This window comes from Nonomuraea sp. NPDC003727 (assembly GCF_053586935.1).
Window position 1 is genome coordinate 750,606 of record NZ_JBSFNE010000001.1, and the last position, 15,156, is coordinate 765,761.

13 protein-coding genes are annotated in these 15,156 nt (G+C 72.1%); 4 read left to right on the forward strand and 9 right to left on the reverse strand.

Translation table 11 applies throughout. The features are described from left to right. Positions 1 to 41 precede the first annotated feature (41 nt). The 3 genes from wecB to ACWDLG_RS03680 all read left to right on the forward strand — a co-directional run bounded on the left by wecB (position 42) and on the right by ACWDLG_RS03680 (position 4,632). On the forward strand, positions 42 to 1,169 hold the full coding sequence (gene wecB, locus ACWDLG_RS03670; protein ID WP_354920387.1) for a non-hydrolyzing UDP-N-acetylglucosamine 2-epimerase: 1,128 nt from the start codon (positions 42 to 44) through the stop codon (positions 1,167 to 1,169). Positions 1,170 to 1,212: 43 nt separating this feature from the next. Beyond that, positions 1,213 to 3,243 (forward strand): glycosyltransferase family protein, encoded by a 2,031-nt coding sequence (locus ACWDLG_RS03675; RefSeq protein WP_449915616.1) that lies wholly within the window; start codon positions 1,213 to 1,215, stop codon positions 3,241 to 3,243. 801 nt (positions 3,244 to 4,044) lie between these two features. Further along, the gene (locus ACWDLG_RS03680) at positions 4,045 to 4,632 is read left to right on the forward strand and encodes a hypothetical protein (protein ID WP_449915619.1); all 588 of its coding nucleotides are present in this window, start codon (positions 4,045 to 4,047) and stop codon (positions 4,630 to 4,632) included. On the opposite strand, the gene ACWDLG_RS03685 is transcribed toward ACWDLG_RS03680, so the two are convergent. Together ACWDLG_RS03685 and ACWDLG_RS03690 are read right to left on the reverse strand one after the other, a co-directional pair. Then, on the reverse strand, positions 4,599 to 5,627 hold the full coding sequence (locus ACWDLG_RS03685) for a response regulator (protein WP_449915622.1): 1,029 nt from the start codon (positions 5,625 to 5,627) through the stop codon (positions 4,599 to 4,601). The two genes, ACWDLG_RS03680 and ACWDLG_RS03685, sit on opposite strands and share 34 nt — an antisense overlap. Continuing rightward, a complete protein-coding gene (locus ACWDLG_RS03690) occupies positions 5,624 to 7,009 on the reverse strand; it encodes a histidine kinase (protein ID WP_449915624.1) in 1,386 nt (461 codons plus the stop codon). Before ACWDLG_RS03690 ends, ACWDLG_RS03685 begins: the two co-directional genes overlap by 4 nt. An 87-nt stretch (positions 7,010 to 7,096) precedes the next feature. Between ACWDLG_RS03690 and ACWDLG_RS03695 the strand changes: the two genes are divergently transcribed. After that, the gene (locus ACWDLG_RS03695) at positions 7,097 to 8,176 is read left to right on the forward strand and encodes a hypothetical protein (RefSeq protein ID WP_449915626.1); all 1,080 of its coding nucleotides are present in this window, start codon (positions 7,097 to 7,099) and stop codon (positions 8,174 to 8,176) included. 108 nt (positions 8,177 to 8,284) lie between these two features. Here the strand turns inward: ACWDLG_RS03695 and ACWDLG_RS03700 are convergent, their stop codons facing one another. The 7 genes from ACWDLG_RS03700 to ACWDLG_RS03730 all read right to left on the reverse strand — a co-directional run bounded on the left by ACWDLG_RS03700 (position 8,285) and on the right by ACWDLG_RS03730 (position 14,908). Continuing rightward, positions 8,285 to 9,310 carry a PrsW family intramembrane metalloprotease gene (locus ACWDLG_RS03700; protein ID WP_449915628.1) on the reverse strand — a complete coding sequence of 342 codons (1,026 nt, stop codon included), beginning with the start codon at positions 9,308 to 9,310 and terminating at the stop codon, positions 8,285 to 8,287. Positions 9,311 to 9,636: 326 nt separating this feature from the next. Further along, positions 9,637 to 10,533 carry an alpha/beta fold hydrolase gene (locus ACWDLG_RS03705; RefSeq protein ID WP_449915630.1) on the reverse strand — a complete coding sequence of 299 codons (897 nt, stop codon included), beginning with the start codon at positions 10,531 to 10,533 and terminating at the stop codon, positions 9,637 to 9,639. A gap of 119 nt (positions 10,534 to 10,652) precedes the next feature. Next, entirely contained in the window at positions 10,653 to 11,108 is a 456-nt protein-coding gene (locus tag ACWDLG_RS03710) for a carboxymuconolactone decarboxylase family protein (RefSeq protein WP_449915632.1), read from the reverse strand. Between the two features lie 180 nt (positions 11,109 to 11,288). Continuing rightward, positions 11,289 to 12,440: a CU044_5270 family protein gene (locus tag ACWDLG_RS03715; protein ID WP_449915635.1), complete on the reverse strand. Its 1,152-nt coding sequence runs from the start codon at positions 12,438 to 12,440 to the stop codon at positions 11,289 to 11,291. Continuing rightward, positions 12,437 to 12,958 carry an RNA polymerase sigma factor gene (locus ACWDLG_RS03720; RefSeq protein ID WP_354920417.1) on the reverse strand — a complete coding sequence of 174 codons (522 nt, stop codon included), beginning with the start codon at positions 12,956 to 12,958 and terminating at the stop codon, positions 12,437 to 12,439. The genes ACWDLG_RS03715 and ACWDLG_RS03720 overlap by 4 nt, the downstream gene beginning before the upstream one ends. Before the next feature lie 62 nt (positions 12,959 to 13,020). Beyond that, positions 13,021 to 14,202 carry an FAD-dependent monooxygenase gene (locus tag ACWDLG_RS03725; RefSeq protein ID WP_449915638.1) on the reverse strand — a complete coding sequence of 394 codons (1,182 nt, stop codon included), beginning with the start codon at positions 14,200 to 14,202 and terminating at the stop codon, positions 13,021 to 13,023. A gap of 199 nt (positions 14,203 to 14,401) precedes the next feature. Then, positions 14,402 to 14,908, reverse strand: a complete 507-nt coding sequence (locus ACWDLG_RS03730; protein ID WP_449915641.1) for a hypothetical protein — start codon at positions 14,906 to 14,908, stop codon at positions 14,402 to 14,404. Positions 14,909 to 15,156: the final 248 nt, after the last annotated feature.

The following is a 15,156-nucleotide window of genomic DNA, read 5'->3' on the forward strand; positions in this document are numbered from 1 at the left end:
TAGGCAACGTTTTTCCCCTTCCGCTATGAAAGGCGAGGTAGATGAGGGAGAACCCCCTGGTCCTCCATGTCCTCGGCGCCCGTCCCAACTTCGTGAAGGCCGCCCCCGTGGTCCGCGGACTCGACGAGCTGGGCGTGCGGCAGGGCATCATCCACACCGGTCAGCACTACGACGCGCTGATGTCGGACGTCTTCTTCGCCGACCTCGGACTCCCCGCACCCGTCGCGAACCTCGGAGTCGGATCGGGAACGCACGCCAAGCAGACCGCGGCTCTCCTCGTCGGCCTCGAGGAGGTCTTCCTGGCGCAGGAGCCCGACCTCGTGATCGTCTACGGGGACGTCAACTCCACGCTGGCCGCCATCCTCGTCTGCGCCAAGCTCGGCGTCGCCACCGCCCACGTCGAGGCGGGCCTGCGCTCCTTCGACCGCGGGATGCCCGAGGAGGTCAACAGGATCGTCACCGACTCGCTGTCGGACCTGCTGTTCGCCACTTCGCCCGAAGCGCTGTCGTATCTGGCCGCCGAGGGCGTGCCCGCCGCCAGGACGCATCTGGTCGGCAACCCGATGATCGACAGCCTCTTCGCCGCGCTCCCCTCGCTCGACCCCGCGCCCGTCGTCGAACGGCTCGGCATACCTTCTCGTTATGCCGTGGCCACGCTGCACCGCCCGGCGAACGTGGACACGCCCGAGGCCGCCCGCGAGCTCGTCTCCGCCGTCCTCGAGGTCGCCGCGCAGGTCCCGCTGGTCGTACCGATGCACCCGCGCGGGCGCGCCCAGCTCGCCGCGGTCGGCCTGGTCGACGGGCCCGACGTCAAGGTCGTCGACCCGCTCGGGTACGTCGACTTCCTCTCGCTCGTGCGGGGCGCCGCGCTGGTCGTGACCGACTCGGGCGGCGTGCAGGAAGAGACCACGATGCTCGGCGTGCCGTGCCTCACCGTCAGGCCCAACACCGAGCGGCCGATCACCGTCACCCACGGCACCAACAGGCTCGTCACGCCCGCGGCGCTGGCCGCCGCCGCGTCCAAGGCGCTGTCCGACGGGGCCACGACCCCGGCCGGGGAACTGCCCGTGCTGTGGGACGGCGCCGCGGGGCCGAGGATCGCGCGGGTCATCGCGTCGTGGCTGAAGGGGGAGAACCTCTCACCGGCCTCACGAAACGGGCGGCAGTAGCCGTACCATGACAGACCTCCTTTGACTTAGTGAGGACGAGCGGATGTCTTCAGAAGAGCCGACCTTCCAGCGACTCGGGCCGATCAACTGGCTCCCTGAGGAGCGCAAGCTCGTCGAGAGGTACGAAGAGGAGATCAAGGAGCTGCGGCGGCGGCTCGAGATCGCCGAGGCCCGCGCCGAGTACGCCACCTGGAAGCTGCAGGCCACGCAGACCAAGCGCGCGTTCAAGCTGGGCGAGGCGCTGACGTCCAAGAACCCGGGCAAGGTCGTGGCGGCGGTGCGCTCGAACGAGAAGGCGCCCGCCGCGCCGACTCCGGTCTCGACGGTCACCGAGGCGGCGGGCAAGCGCCCGCCGCTGGTCGAGGTGCCGACGGTCAAGTGGCCCACCGGGCCGATCAACCGGCCCGACCTGAAGGTCGCCGTCATCCTGGACGACTTCTCCAGGATGGCCTTCCGCTACGAGTGGGACCAGATCGAGTTCGGCCTGCGCGACTGGCCGGAGATCTTCGCCGAGAAGCGGCCCGACCTGCTGTTCTGCGAGTCGGCCTGGCACGGCAACCAGGGCCGCTGGCGGTACCAGATGACCGGCACCAATGCGCCCAAGCAGGAGCTGCGGGACCTGGTCGCGTGGTGCCGCGCCGAGGGCATCCCCACGGTCTTCTGGAACAAGGAGGACCCGCCCAACTTCGACTTCTTCATCGACACGGCGAAGCTGTTCGACTACGTGTTCACCTGCGACGGCGACATGATCCCGAAATATCGTGAAGTTCTGGGACATGACCGGGTGGACGTCCTGCAGTTCGCCGCCCAGCCCCGCGTGCACAACCCCATCCAGCAGAAGCAGGGACGCCTGCACGACGTGGTCTTCGCGGGCATGTACTTCCGCGACAAGCACCCCGAGCGCCGCGAGCAGATGGAGACCGTGATCGACCCGATCAGGGAGCTCGGCCTGCACATCTTCGCGCGCAACGGCTCCGTCGACGACAAGTACGCCTGGCCCGAGAAGTACCGGCCGCACATCGTGGGCGAGCTCCCCTACGACCAGATGCTCGCGGCCTACCGGATGTACAAGGTCTTCCTCAACGTCAACTCGGTGCTCGAGTCGCCCACCATGTGCGCGCGCCGCGTCTTCGAACTGTCCGCGTGCGCCACCCCCGTCGTCTCCGGCTGGTCCCGCGCCATCGAGGAGACCTTCGGCCCGCTCATCCCCATCGCCCGCGAGCCCATCGAGTCCTTCAACCAGGTGCTCCACCTGATCAACAGCCCCGAGCTGCGCGCCCGCATGGGCCACCTCGCCATGCGCGAGGTCTTCGACAAGCACCTGTTCTCCCACCGCGTCGACCAGATCCTCGGCCTCATGGGCCACCCGGTCGAGTCGCGCTCGCGCGCCATCTCCGTCGTCCTGCCGACCAACCGCGCCGCGCAGATCGAACACGCCATCAGCTCCGTCGCCCGGCAGCGCCACCGGCCGCTCCAGTTGGTCATGGTCCTGCACGGCCTCGACATCGACCCCGTCGTCGTCGCCGACAAGGCCCGCATGGCGGGCATCTCCGACGTCGTCGTCCTGCCCGCCGCCGCCGACATGTCCCTGGGCGCGTGCATGAACATGGGCATCGCCGCAGCCGACGGCGAACTCGTCGCCAAGATGGACGACGACAACCTGTACGGCGAGCACTACCTGTCCGACCTGGTGCGGGCCTTCGACTACTCCGACGCCGAACTCGTCGGCAAGGGCGCCCACTACACCTACTTCGAGGGCACCAACACGACCATGCTGCGCCTGCCCGGCCTCGAACACCGCTACACGTGGCTGGTGCAGGGCGGCACGTTCCTCGGCAAGGCCGACATGTTCCGCTCGTACGGCTTCGCGGACATCACCCGCGGCGAGGACACCCACCTGGTGCGGCGGCTGAAGGAGGACAAGGTCAAGATCTACTCGGCCGACCGGTTCAACTTCGTGTACTGGCGCAGCGCCGACTCGGCGATGCACACGTGGCAGGCCGACGACATCAAGCTGAACCGGGTCGCCCAGTTCTCCTTCGTGGGCCACCCGGAATCCCACGTCATGCTCTGACCCGCACGAGCGCCCGACGGCAGGAGCCGCCACGTCGGGAGACGCCCACGCCGTCGACCTCGGCCGCTCCACGCGGCCGACGCACGTCCGGGGACGTCACGCTGGGCGTACGGCTCGGCGTGGGCGCGCATCGTACGGCTCGGCGTGGGCGCGGGCCGTACGACTCGGCGTGAGCGTGGGCCGTACGCGTGATGTCGCATCAGCGGGTGGTAGAGGGGCCCCGTCGCCGAGCGAGCCCCTCCAGCACGATCGGTCAGCGCTCGTCCGGCGGCCTGAACAGGACTCGTTCTTCCACGTAGCAATCGCAGTTGCCGCAGCCTGGGACCACGTCGATCTCCCCTCACCCGTCTTCCTCGACCGTACGACAGGCGGCCGTCTCCCGGGCTGACCGCGAGGGTCAGACTCGCGTTCTCACCCTCGCGTCGATCGGCAGGACGGTGCGTGGGGCCGGCCGACCGTGGCAGCACCGTCAACGGGACGCCGCTGGTGCTGTGGGACTGCCACCTCGATCTCGACCAACGGTGGCGTGGACCCCTCAGGCTCACCTTGGTGGTCTCCCTCGGGCTCACCTTGGCGATCTCCCTCGGGCTCACCTTGGGGACTCCCTCAGACTCACCTTGGGGACTCCTTCGGGCTCACCTTGGGGACTCACCTTGGTGGTCCCCCTCGGGCTCACCTTGGGGACTCCCTCGGGCTCCCGTCGGTGGACTCCCTCGGGCGAGGGAGGTGCGAGGCGGCGCCGTCCGCGACAGTCGTGGTGTCAGTCCATGCTGTCCACTCCACCAGATCGGAGAGACCATCATGATCAAGACGGCTGCTCGACTCGTCGCCGTCGCGGCGCTGGCCGCCACGACGACCGCCACCGGCACGGCGAGCGCGGCAGCGGCGCCCGCCGGGAGCATCCGTGTCGCCAAGACCACCGCCGGCATCAAGGGATGGGCGCGCATGCACTTCCCCGCCCCGGGCAACGACATCCAGGTCACGGTTGACGCGCACGGCGAGTTCACCGCCGCCAGCCCCGCCTTCCCGACCCGGGCGTGGGGGACGTTCCGCATCTACCACGCGGTCAAGGAGCCGGGAAAGCCGCGCCAGGTCAACTGGGGTGAGGTCAAGGTCGACTGCCTGACCACCGGCGGCCCCGTCGCCACCGTGACGGGCACGCTCGTCCGGGTGACTCCCGGCGGGCCCTGGGAGGACCTGCTGAAACGGCGCGTGCGCATGGGGGTAAGCTTCTACGTCGCCCCGAAGGGCGCGGGCCCCAGCATGATCGGGCTGGCCGGGGCGACGGCGGAGGGAGAGCCGCTCCTGACCAGGTGCATGGCGCCGGCGCCCGACTCACCGGTGATCAAGGGCGGCTACACCCTGGAGGAAAAGGGGCCGCTCGGCTGATCCCACGCCTCGGCGCCCGCGAAGACGAGACCGAGCTCGTAGGCGAGAACCGCCGCCTGGGTGCGGTCGCGGGCGCCGAGCTTGTCCAGGACGTTGCGGACGTGCGTCTTGACCGTCTCCTTCGACACGTACAGCGCGGCCGCGATCTCGGCGTTGTTCTGGCCGTGGGCGATCTGCCGCAGGACGTCCAGCTCGCGCGGGGTCAGCTCCACCGGCACCCGCCACGTCGCCCCGGCGCTCCCCGCCGAACCGCGCCACCATCCACGCCCCGGCAGCCGATCGCCCGCACGCCCGCCCAGTCCTGACCGGCGATTCCCATCACGACCGCGCCCCGCCTCACCAGCCCTCCCCAGGTCACGTCCCGCCTCCACGGCCCGCCCCAGATCGCGCCCCGTGTGACCGGCCGGTCCCTGGCCGCGCCCCGCCTCACCAGCCCGCCCCAGGTCGCGCCCCGCCTCACCGGCCCGCCCCAGGTCACGTCCCGTCTGGCCCGGTGGTCGCAGGTCAGGTCCCGCCGGCTCCCTCATGGCCGGGCCGCTGGTCCCCTGGCCCGGAACGCGTCCGGGTGTAGGGGGGCCTGCCGTACCGAGATGGTGGGCGGCGATGCGGCGCAGCGCGTCGGGGAAGAGCACCGCGTCGCGGGAGTGGACCAGCCGGACGGCGTCCACCAGCTCGCTCGCCGGGGCGCGTTTGAGCACGTAGCCGGCCGCGCCGGCGCGCAGGGCGCCCCAGACCAGCTGGTCGTTCTCGAACGTCGTGACCACCACGACCCGGGTCGCGGGCGAGCGGCGGGCCAGTTCCTGGGTGGCGGCGAGGCCGTCCATGCGGGGCATGCGGACGTCCATGAGGACGACGTCCGCGCCGAGACCTGCCTCGACGGCCTCGCGACCGTCGGACGCCTCGCCGACGACCGCGATGTCGTCGTGGAGGGAGAGCATCGCGGCCCATCCCGAGCGGATCAGCTTCTCGTCGTCGGCCAGGACGACCCTGATCACAGCGGCAGCGTCGCCTGGATGCGCCACGTGCCGTCCACCTCCTTCTGATAGGTACAGGTGCCGCCGACGAGGCGGGCCCGCATCCGCATGCCGGTCAGGCCACGCCCGGCCCTGCCGGAGGCCCCTGGCACCTCCGGCGCACCTGGTGGATCCGACGCCCCCAGCCCGCCCGACGCACCGGACACCCCCCGCGAACCCACCACGCCAGGCGCGCCCGGCGCACCGGAGCCGCCCGAAGCGTCCGGGATGACCGCCACCTCCGGGATGACCGCCACGTCAGGGATGCCCAGCGCGTCAGGGGTGCCCGGTACCTCCGGGATACCTGGCGCCTCCGGGATACCCGGCACTTCCGGGATGCCTGGCACATCCGGGATGCCTGGCACCTCCAGGATGCCTGGAGGGGTCGCAGTGCCGTGGGGAGCCGGGGCGGCCGTAGGAGCCGATGTCGCGTTCTCCACGGTCAGCACCAGGGTGTCGGTGACGGCGATGTCGAGGGTGATCGGCCCGTGCCCGTGGCGGAGGGCGTTCGTGAGCGCCTCCCTGGTGATCGCGTAGGCCGCGCGGGAGGTCGCCCCCGGCACCCGGTCGAGACGGTCGACGCTCGCCCGCACGTCCACACCACGGGTGAGCGTGCCGAGCGCGTCCAGCGTGGGCCCCTGCCCGGCGTCGCCGTCGTCGAGCACCCCGAGCAGCACGTCGAGGTCCTGCTGGGCGTCGCGCGCGGTGGCCATCAGGTGCTCGAGCGACTGGCCGGCGGTGGCGACGTCCGTCTGCCTGCGCTGCAGCGATGCCTGGGCGGCCATGGCCTGGACCAGGACGACGCTGAGGGCGTGGCCGACCGAGTCGTGCAGTTCCAGGGCGAGGCTCTCGCGCCGGCCGAGCTCCTCGATCGTGCGGGACGGCTCGGCGTGCAGGAGGCGGCGCGCCGCCCACCGCTGGGCGAACCCGGCGGCGACCAGCGCGGCCAGCGTGGCGGCGGCCAGGAGGGGTATCGGGGCCATCGCGCCGGGATCCGCGGTCCAGAGCCCCAGGTCGCCGAGCTTGACCAGCCCGGGTGCCAGCAGCAGGACGCCCGCGCTGAGCGTGGCGCCGCCGTACAGGTGCAGGCTCGTCAAGGCGAGGAGGTAGAGGCGGTCGGCCCGCTCGGGCACCTCGACGCCGAGCAGTTCCGACAGCGCGGCCGCCTCGATGCGCCGCGTCAGCGGCACCGCGGCGAGCAGCACCGAGGCGGGCAGGCACGCCGCCCACAGCGCCAGGACGCGTCCCGGCGTCACCTCGGTCATGATCACTATGCCGAGCGCCACGGCCACGGGAGTCAGCAGCGCGGCGCCCAGCAGCTGGTAGGTGCCCGCTCCGACGGCGCGGGCGATACGGCCTCTCACGTGGAGCGACGCTAGCCGACGCGGCGTGGCGTGGCCTCCCTCGTCAGGGGGAGGTGTGCCGGTACGGGCGTTCCTAGCGTGAGCGGCATGACGAGAAGGGATCGCCTCCTGGGCGCGGCGCTGTCACTGGCGGTGACCGCTGTCGGGATTCTGTGGTGGACGACTCCGGCGAGCTACCCGTTCGGCGCCGGAGACCGCGTCAAGGTGTCGCTGTCGCACCTCATCGAGCACGGGGTGGCCGGTCCGATGACCGTCGCCGCCGGGCTCGCGGGGCTGGTGACGATCTTCGGGCCGCGGCCGGTGGTGCGAGTGGGGTCGGTTGCGCAGTTGCTCTTCTTCGGCGTGGCGATGTCCGACGCCGGCATCATGTCGCTCTTCGCGTACAGCCTGGCGATGCTGGGGCCCGTCGCCATGCTCGGCGTCGTGGTCATGGCCGGCCTGCGCGGCAAGCCGTACGGCGTGGCGGGCCTGGCCGCGCTGGCCGCCCTGGTGGTCGCCGACGTGCTCACCGGGGCGGGCGCGATGACCACGGTGGCGACCTACCTGGGCAACGTCGCCGGAAGTTTCGCCTCCTACGGCGGGCGGCTCGCCTGGACGCTGGCCAACGCCGCCGCGTGGGCGGTGTGGGCGATGATCGCGGTGAGGTCGTTCCGGCCGGCGGAGCCGCCGCGGTGGACCAGGCCCGAGTCGGTCGCCCGGTGGGGGCGCGTCGTCACGATCGGGGCGGCGCTGTGCCCGCTGCCGTACACGCTCTACCGGCTGACCTGGCTGACGCCCTGGGCGACCGACTCCGACGTCACCGGGCCGAACATGGACGCGGCCCTCCGGATGCAGGGCCTGCTGCTCGCCTTCGCCGGACTGATCGGCGCCGTGCTGACGCTGGGGCTGATCAGCAGGTGGGGCGAGGTGTTCCCGCGCTGGGTACCGATCTACCACGGGCGTCCGGTTCCGGTACGGCTGCCCGTCATCGCCGGTGGCCTGATCACGGGGGTCTGCTTCCTTGCCTCGCCGGGCCTCGTGATCGACGCGGTCCTGCGGGGGCAGCCGCTCGCGCTGCTGCTGTGGCCGTACCCGCTGTGGGGGGCGCTGCTGGGCGCCGCGGTCCTCGCCTACTGGCTGCGCCGCCGGTCAAGCACCGGCACAGCCCCCACCCGAGCAGCGGCATAGCCGCCCACCCGATACGCCCCGGCAACCGCAGGAACAGGAGTGCAGCCACCCATCCGGAACACCCCAGCGCAACGCTCCCTCACAGCACCCCTGGTCGCAAACGCTCCCTCACAGTGCCGCTGCGCGCAGCGCGGCGCGGGCCTGGGACATGGCCGCCAGCCGTTCCGCCACCTGGTCACCGGGTGGCGCGGCGCCGCGCTCGGCCTGGCGGCTCAGGAGGACCAGCTCGGTGGCGGCCCGCTGGTAGGCGGCCATCGCGGGCCCGGCGCCGAGCCGCCGGGCGTGGTGGAGGGCCTGCCAGCGGCCGTGCGGGGAGGAGAGCATGGCGATGTCGCGCGGCGTGACCAGGCCCGTCGGCTGGTAGCGGGGCAGGTGGCGGCCGATCGCGGCGACCAGCCCGCGGTGCTCGGCGGTGATCGCGCCGGCCAGGACGATGACGGCCGCGGCGCACGCTACGGAGACCGCCCTCTCGCCGGCGACGGGGGCGTGTCCGGTCGGGGCGGAGAGGATCGCGTGGTTCCACAGGCTGTGGAGAAGGACGGCGGCCGCGCCGTACAAGGGGACGATCAGGACGCTCGTCCGGGTCCGCGAGACGGCCGCGTAGCCGACGCCCAGCCCGAGCAGCGCGCTCCACAGGGGGTGGGCGATCCCCGACCCGAGCCCGTGCTGAACGAACGCGTGCAGCAGGTCGCCCTGCCCGCCCCGCGCGAACACGGCGAGGTGGTGGCCGGCGCTCTCCACGGTCGCGAACCCCAGCCCGGCCATGGCGGCGTAGACGATGCCGTCGGTCAGCGTGGTGATCGCGCCCTTGCGCCGCCACAGCAGCCACCCGAGCACGGCCCCCTTGGCCACCTCCTCGACCGCCGGGGTCAGGACCGCCAGGCCGTCGGGGGCGAGCCATCCCGTCACGACGACGCTCGCCACCAGCGCGGTCCCCGCGCCCCACGCGAAGGCGAAGGCCAGGTGCAGCCGCGGTTTCTGCGCCAGCTGGTCGACCGCGAGCACGACGCCGAGCAGGACGGGCAGCGGTGCCAGCCCGGCCGCGAGCCCCAGGGCCAGGTCGGCGACGGTCGCGCCGTGCGACGGGACCAGCGAGCCGAGGTAGCCCACGGCACACAGCACGGAGATCACCATGACGGCGACCATGCTCCTGTCCCGGCTCCTGCCCTGCCCGGACGGCGGCGGCTCCGAACACGGATCCTGGCACGGCTCCGGACACTGATCCAGGCACAGATCCGGACACGGCTTCGGGCGGGGATCCGGGCGCGGCTCCGGCCGCGGCCTCGGCAGCTGTCGGGTCTGGGTCGTCATGGTGGTGGCCTCGCCTGCGGATGTCGGTCCGGCGGGGAGCGGGGCGAGGCACGGGATGCGCCACACCCCCCGTCGGGCGTTTCATCCGTTTTCTAGCGGTTTGTGGTTGCACATCCCTTTTAGCTGGCTTGCCAGGGCGCGCCACGGCCTCAGCGAACGGCCAGCAGGTCCCCGCAGAACGCGCGGATGGCGCGGGCGACCACGGTGGGCTTCTCCCAGGGCATGAAGTGACCGGCCCCCGGCACCCAGAACGGGCCGACGACCTGCGGGAAGGCGATGGCGCACCGCTCGGCGACGTGATCGCCGAGCGTCACCTGGTCGGGACCGACGAGCACCAGCGTCTGCTGCTGGACCGGCCGGTCGATGAGCTCGGGGGCCGACATGGCGCGGGTGCCCATCACCACCTCGTAGTCGGCGAAGGCGGCGCGCAGCCGGTCGGCGTCGGCGTACGGCTCGGTCAGCACGGCCAGATCGGCCTCGGAGAACGCGCCGGGCGGGCACCACATCCGGTGCCCGAAGAACTCGGCGATGTAGCGCCGGCGGCGTTCGGGGGTGTCCAGCTCGTCGGCGTGCAGGCCCTGCCGGCGCTGGTAGTCGTAGATCGCCGGCTTCGGTGTGCCGGGCGGGATGCCCGCCGCGGCGAACGCGTCGGGCAGGTCGGGCATGGAGTCGTCGAGCACCACCAGGCGGTCGACCCGGCCGGGATGCCGGTTGGCCAGGTCGATGGCCACCATCGCACCGAGATCGTGGCCGGCGACGACGGCCCGCTCCCAGCCGAACGCGTCGAGCAGCCCGACCAGGTCGGCGTTGAACGCCGCGAAATCGTAGAAGCCGTCGGGGGCGAAGTCGGAGTCGCCGTAGCCGCGCAGGTCGGGCGCGGCGACGTCGAACCCCGCCGCGGCCAGCGGCTCCATGGTGTGCGACCAGATGAGGCTGGTGCAGGGGAAACCGTGCAGGAGAAGCAGCGGCACGCCACCGTGGCCGCTGCGCCGAACGGCCAGCCGGTGGCCCTCGCTGACCGTGACGAACGCGGGAGAGACGAGCACACCAGATGCTCGCACGGGCCACCGACAGAACGACAGGAACGGGACACCGCCGGAAACGGGCCACCGACAGGAACAGGGCACCGTACGGCACGCCCCGCCATGGACCGTCGCCGGGACGATCAGCCCCAGGCGCCCGCCACCTGGCGGGTGGCGGCGTTGAGCCTGTTCCACAGGTTGACCGTGGCGATCGCCAGGATGAGAGCCGCGAGCTGCGGCTCGTCGTAGTGCTTGGCGGCATCGGCGTAGATCTCGTCGGACACCGCCTCCGGCCGGTCACTGAGCCGGGTGACGGCCTCGGCGAGCGCCAGGGCGGCCCGCTCGGCGTCGGTGAAGTACGGGGCGTCCCGCCACCCGGCCACCGACCAGAGCCGCTCGTCGCTCTCGCCGGCCTTCTTCAGCGCGCGGGCGTGCATGTCGACGCAGACGCTGCAGCCGTTGATCTGGCTGGCGCGCAGGTTGACGAGCTCGACGAGCTGCTTCGACAGGCCGGTCTGATCGAGGGTGGCGCCCACGCTCAGCAGGGCCTTCATCGCGCCGGGAACCGTCGACGCCGGGTGGCTCATACGGGCTTCCATGATCATTTTCCTCCGTCATCGGATGGCCGTCGGTGACGGTCCGCGGTGCGGGGGCCGCGCCGGGGCCGTCACTTCCATGACCACCCCCGACGGAGAAATGTGACAGCGGGACGGGACGGGTTCCGGATGAGCGACGACGCTGACGGCGCGGTGGCCCGCAAGCCGCCATCCTGTCCCGCGTCAGGACGTGCGGGAGTCCGTCCACTCGGCGCGTACCACCGTGGCGGTGTTCCAGACGGTGCCGGGCGCCAGGCCGGCCTGCATGCCACCCGGCTTCACCACGACGCTCTCCCTGGCGAGCGCCACCCCTGCCGCCTCGTCGATGATCAGCCGGTCCTGCAGGATCCCGTGATCCGCGTCCCGCGCGCTGACCCGGGACTCGGTCTCGATGGCGATCGCCGTACCCGATCGGCCCTGCCCGTCGGTCACCTGGCCGACGGCGGTCACGGACGGCAGCGCGGCGAGCATGCGGAAGGCGGCACCGCGCACCTTGGCGCTGACCGGCATGTCGGTGATGAGCCCCGCGGTGACCTGGAACAGCCACGCGTCCTCGGCCATGGGCCGGTCGGACTCGGTGTCCTTGCCCTCGTAGTTGCGCAGCAGCCAGGCCTTCAGCCCCGCCTCGTCGTCCGGGAGCCCGGCCAGGTCGTCGAGGGTGACGTTGCGTCCCAGCCAGAACACCTCCTTGCCGGAGTGGTGGCCGCTGTACGGCTTGCCGGCCGCGAGCGGGAACCGCCTGTCCCTCGTGCCCTTGCCCGGCATGGAGATCCGGACCTCGGCGGGGGATCCGGCGGCTTCCCACTTCGCCCTGTCGTCAGGCGTGGCGGGCTCGGCGCCGAGGTACTGGTCACGGGACCACTGACCGTTCTTGCCGACCCACATCTCGCTGCGCTGCTCCGAGGCCATCGTGTAGCCGTCGGAGGTCGTGACCAGGCCCCTGGCGAACGTCTCGGTGTGCCAGAACCGGCCCGAGGCCGGCGGCCGCCGCTCGGCGCTGGTGGCGGCGACCAGGAGCACCTGCTGGGCGGACAGCCTCACAGGGGCGCTGGAGGCGGGAGTGCTGGAGGCCGGGGTGCCGGACCCGATGGCGGCCGACGGCGGGCGCGGAGCCGTACCAGCCCCGGTGCTCGTGGCCAGGACGGCGACGGCGGTGACGCCCGCGGCGGCGCCCGCCAGGCCGAGCCCCCATGCCAGGCGGGGCTTGCGGCGGCGCCCGGTGGGCCGGTCGTGCGACATGGCGTAGGCGAGTTCGGACCGCCTGGTCCGCTCGTCGGTGGGGACGTCGCCGAGGTGGGCGGGCCGGGCGGCGCGCAGTTCCTCGATCGGGTTCATGACCACTCCTCCTTGAGGCCGAGCCGGGACACGGCGGGTGCGGGGGGCTGTTCCAGCTCGCGTCGCAGGCGCCTGCGCGCGCGGTGGAGACGGACCTTGAAGGCGGGCACCGAGCAGCCGACGACCTTGGCGGCGTCGCGGGTGGACAGTCCCTGCCAGGCGACCAGGATGAGCAGTTCGCGCTCCTCCTGGGTGAGCCCGGCCATGGCCCTGAGGACTCCGAGCCGCTCGGCCACCTGGTCGGCCACGTCGCCCGCGACCCATTCGCGCAGCTCGCGGGCGAGCCCTTCGCGCCTGGCCTCGTCCCTGATGGTGTCGCGCAGGACGTTCTTCGCGATCCCCAGCAGGTACGGCAGCGCGTTGCCCGGCACCTGGTCGAGCTTGCGCCAGGCGATGGCGAAGGTCTCGCTCACCACCTCGTCGGCGACCTGCCGCCCCGCTCTGGTGACCACGTAGGCCCACACGCGCTGCCGGCATTCGTCGTAGATGGTGGTGAACCGTTCTCGCTCATCCGTCACCGCCCAACTCCCTCATGTCTCGGGTGTGCTGACACGGAGAAGTGGTCCGGGAGGCGCGATGGTTACACGGCATAGTCCTTGAGCCTGATGGAGTTGGCGGCCTTGGTGGTCATCCGGTCGAGGAGGCCGACGAGGAGACCCGAGCTCAGGATCTTGTAGACGCGGTTGCGGCGGCGCACGTTCCTGGGCGCGAAGAACCCGCCCGCCCCGTCGGCGACCCGCTGGCAGGCCTTGGCGTAGCCGCGGATCTGCTCCTCGTAGCGGGGGAAGGCGACCGTGTGGTCGCCGCCCGCGGCGGCCAGCTCGCCGGCGAGCACGTAGGAGGCGATGAGGGACATGCCCGCGCCCATGCCGCCCATGGTGGCGCCGTATCCCGCGTCGCCGATGAGCGCGACGCGGCCGCTGGTGTAGCGGTCCATGTGGATCTGGCCGATCGCGTCGAAGTAGAAGGCGCCGGTGTCGTCGAGGTGGGACAGCAGCGTGGGCAGTTCCCAGCCCGCCCCCGCGTACGCCTCGGCCAGCAGCCGCTTCTGGGCGGCGACGTCGCGACGGTGGTAGTCGACGGCGTCCGCGGCGAACACGCACATGACCGTCAGGGTGTCCTGGTCCCGCTCGGCGGGGTAGACGAGGCAGCCGCGGCCGGGCTCGCTGTACATGAGCGACCGGCCGCTGAGCCCGAGGTGGTTGGGCGCGTCGAAGAGGGCGGCGTGGTAGCCCGACCGCTTCAGGAAGCGCGATTCGGCGCCGAAGGTGAGCCCGCGCACGTTGGAGTGCAGCCCGTCGGCGCCGATCACCAGGTCGAAGCCGCGTCTCGCGCCGCTGTCGAAGACGACGTCGACGCCGCCGGCGGTCTCGGACATGGCGGCGACGGAGTCGCCGAACATGTACTCCGCGCGGTCCTTGGTCAGGTCGTGCAGCAGGTGCGACAGGTCGCCGCGGGCGATCTCGACGGCGCCGCCGGTGAAGGAGGCGGGCAGGCGCAGTTGTTCGGTGCCCTCGGCGTCGATGATGACCAGGGGGCCGCCCTCGGTCCTGCGGCGGCGGACCTCGTCGAGGATGCCCATGCGCTCCAGCATGGTCATGTGCGCCTCGCCCCGGAAGTCGACCGCCTGCCCGCCGTCGCGGATGGCCGGGGCGCGTTCGACGACGGTGACGTCGTGGCCGTCGCGGAGGAGCCAGTGGGCCATGGCGGGCCCGGCGAGGCCGGCGCCGGAGATCAGGACGCGCTTGGTGGTGTTCGTCATGGGGCAAGGCTCGCCGGGCCCGCTGACGGGGCGCGCACCGCTCGCGCACCGCGCGGTGACCTGACCGGCGGCGGCCGGTGCGCGGGTCGCCCGCGTCTCGCCTGTCTCCAGGACCGCCGTCAGGTTCTGCTCTCCAGGACCGCCGTCAGGTTCTGCCCGACCAGCCGCACCTCGTCGGCAGCGGTCGCTCAGCTCCGCGTCATGTTCCGTCGCTATTCATGGCGAGAGTCAGCCTTTCGTAAGCTTCGCGGCATTGGTCACCCAGCTCGGCATTATTTACTTTTCGCGCGACCACGAGCAGGCTCATCACCACCCTGCCCGCCCTGATCACCACGGAGCCCACCTCCAGGCTCTGGCCGCCGCCCGTGACGGCCGTCACATAGGCGCGCGACTGGTCGCCCAGCGGCGGCAGCTCGAGCTTCCTGGTGACGTAGCTGACCCGGGCGCCCTCCACGACCGCCGCGTAGGAGGCGCACGCCGCCGGCAGCTCCCCGGGAAAGGCGGAGGGCAGGTCGACCAGCACCTGGGTGAGCGATCCTTCGTCGGAACCGTAGGCCACGACGGCGGCCGGCGCGGCGCTCACGTCGGGAAGGTCCAGGTCGAGCCGCGGCGCGCACGCGCTGCCCCGCCGTACGGCGGCCATTCCCTGCCGGGTGGCGCCGAGCGCGCCGTAGGGGCCGGTCTCGGGACCGTAGGCGACCCGCATGCCAGGCGGCGCGGGAAGGAGGGCGGCGCCGAGATCGCGGGCGGCCGCCGGGGACCGCGCGGCACTCGGGCGAGGCCCGGGCGAGGCGGCTCCGCAGCCGGCGACCAACATGACCGCCGCACATATCCCGGAAAATGATTTCACCATGCTTTCTCCATTTCCCTGACTCCCTCCTTTCTAGGGCACCGGAAAAGGCCTGCGCGGAGTTCGGGGAATACGCGTAAAATGTTCGCCGAAATGCGCGTGCC

Coding starts and splice junctions, on each gene's coding strand:
- wecB (WP_354920387.1), top strand. CDS start 42: ATGAGGGAGAACCCCCTGGTCCTCCATGTCCTCGGCGCCCGTCCCAAC.
- ACWDLG_RS03675 (WP_449915616.1), top strand. CDS start 1,213: ATGTCTTCAGAAGAGCCGACCTTCCAGCGACTCGGGCCGATCAACTGG.
- ACWDLG_RS03680 (WP_449915619.1), top strand. CDS start 4,045: ATGATCAAGACGGCTGCTCGACTCGTCGCCGTCGCGGCGCTGGCCGCC.
- ACWDLG_RS03695 (WP_449915626.1), top strand. CDS start 7,097: ATGACGAGAAGGGATCGCCTCCTGGGCGCGGCGCTGTCACTGGCGGTG.
- ACWDLG_RS03700 (WP_449915628.1), bottom strand. CDS start 9,310: ATGGTGATCTCCGTGCTGTGTGCCGTGGGCTACCTCGGCTCGCTGGTC.
- ACWDLG_RS03710 (WP_449915632.1), bottom strand. CDS start 11,108: ATGGAAGCCCGTATGAGCCACCCGGCGTCGACGGTTCCCGGCGCGATG.
- ACWDLG_RS03715 (WP_449915635.1), bottom strand. CDS start 12,440: ATGAACCCGATCGAGGAACTGCGCGCCGCCCGGCCCGCCCACCTCGGC.
- ACWDLG_RS03725 (WP_449915638.1), bottom strand. CDS start 14,202: ATGACGAACACCACCAAGCGCGTCCTGATCTCCGGCGCCGGCCTCGCC.
- ACWDLG_RS03730 (WP_449915641.1), bottom strand. CDS start 14,908: ATGCGGGTCGCCTACGGTCCCGAGACCGGCCCCTACGGCGCGCTCGGC.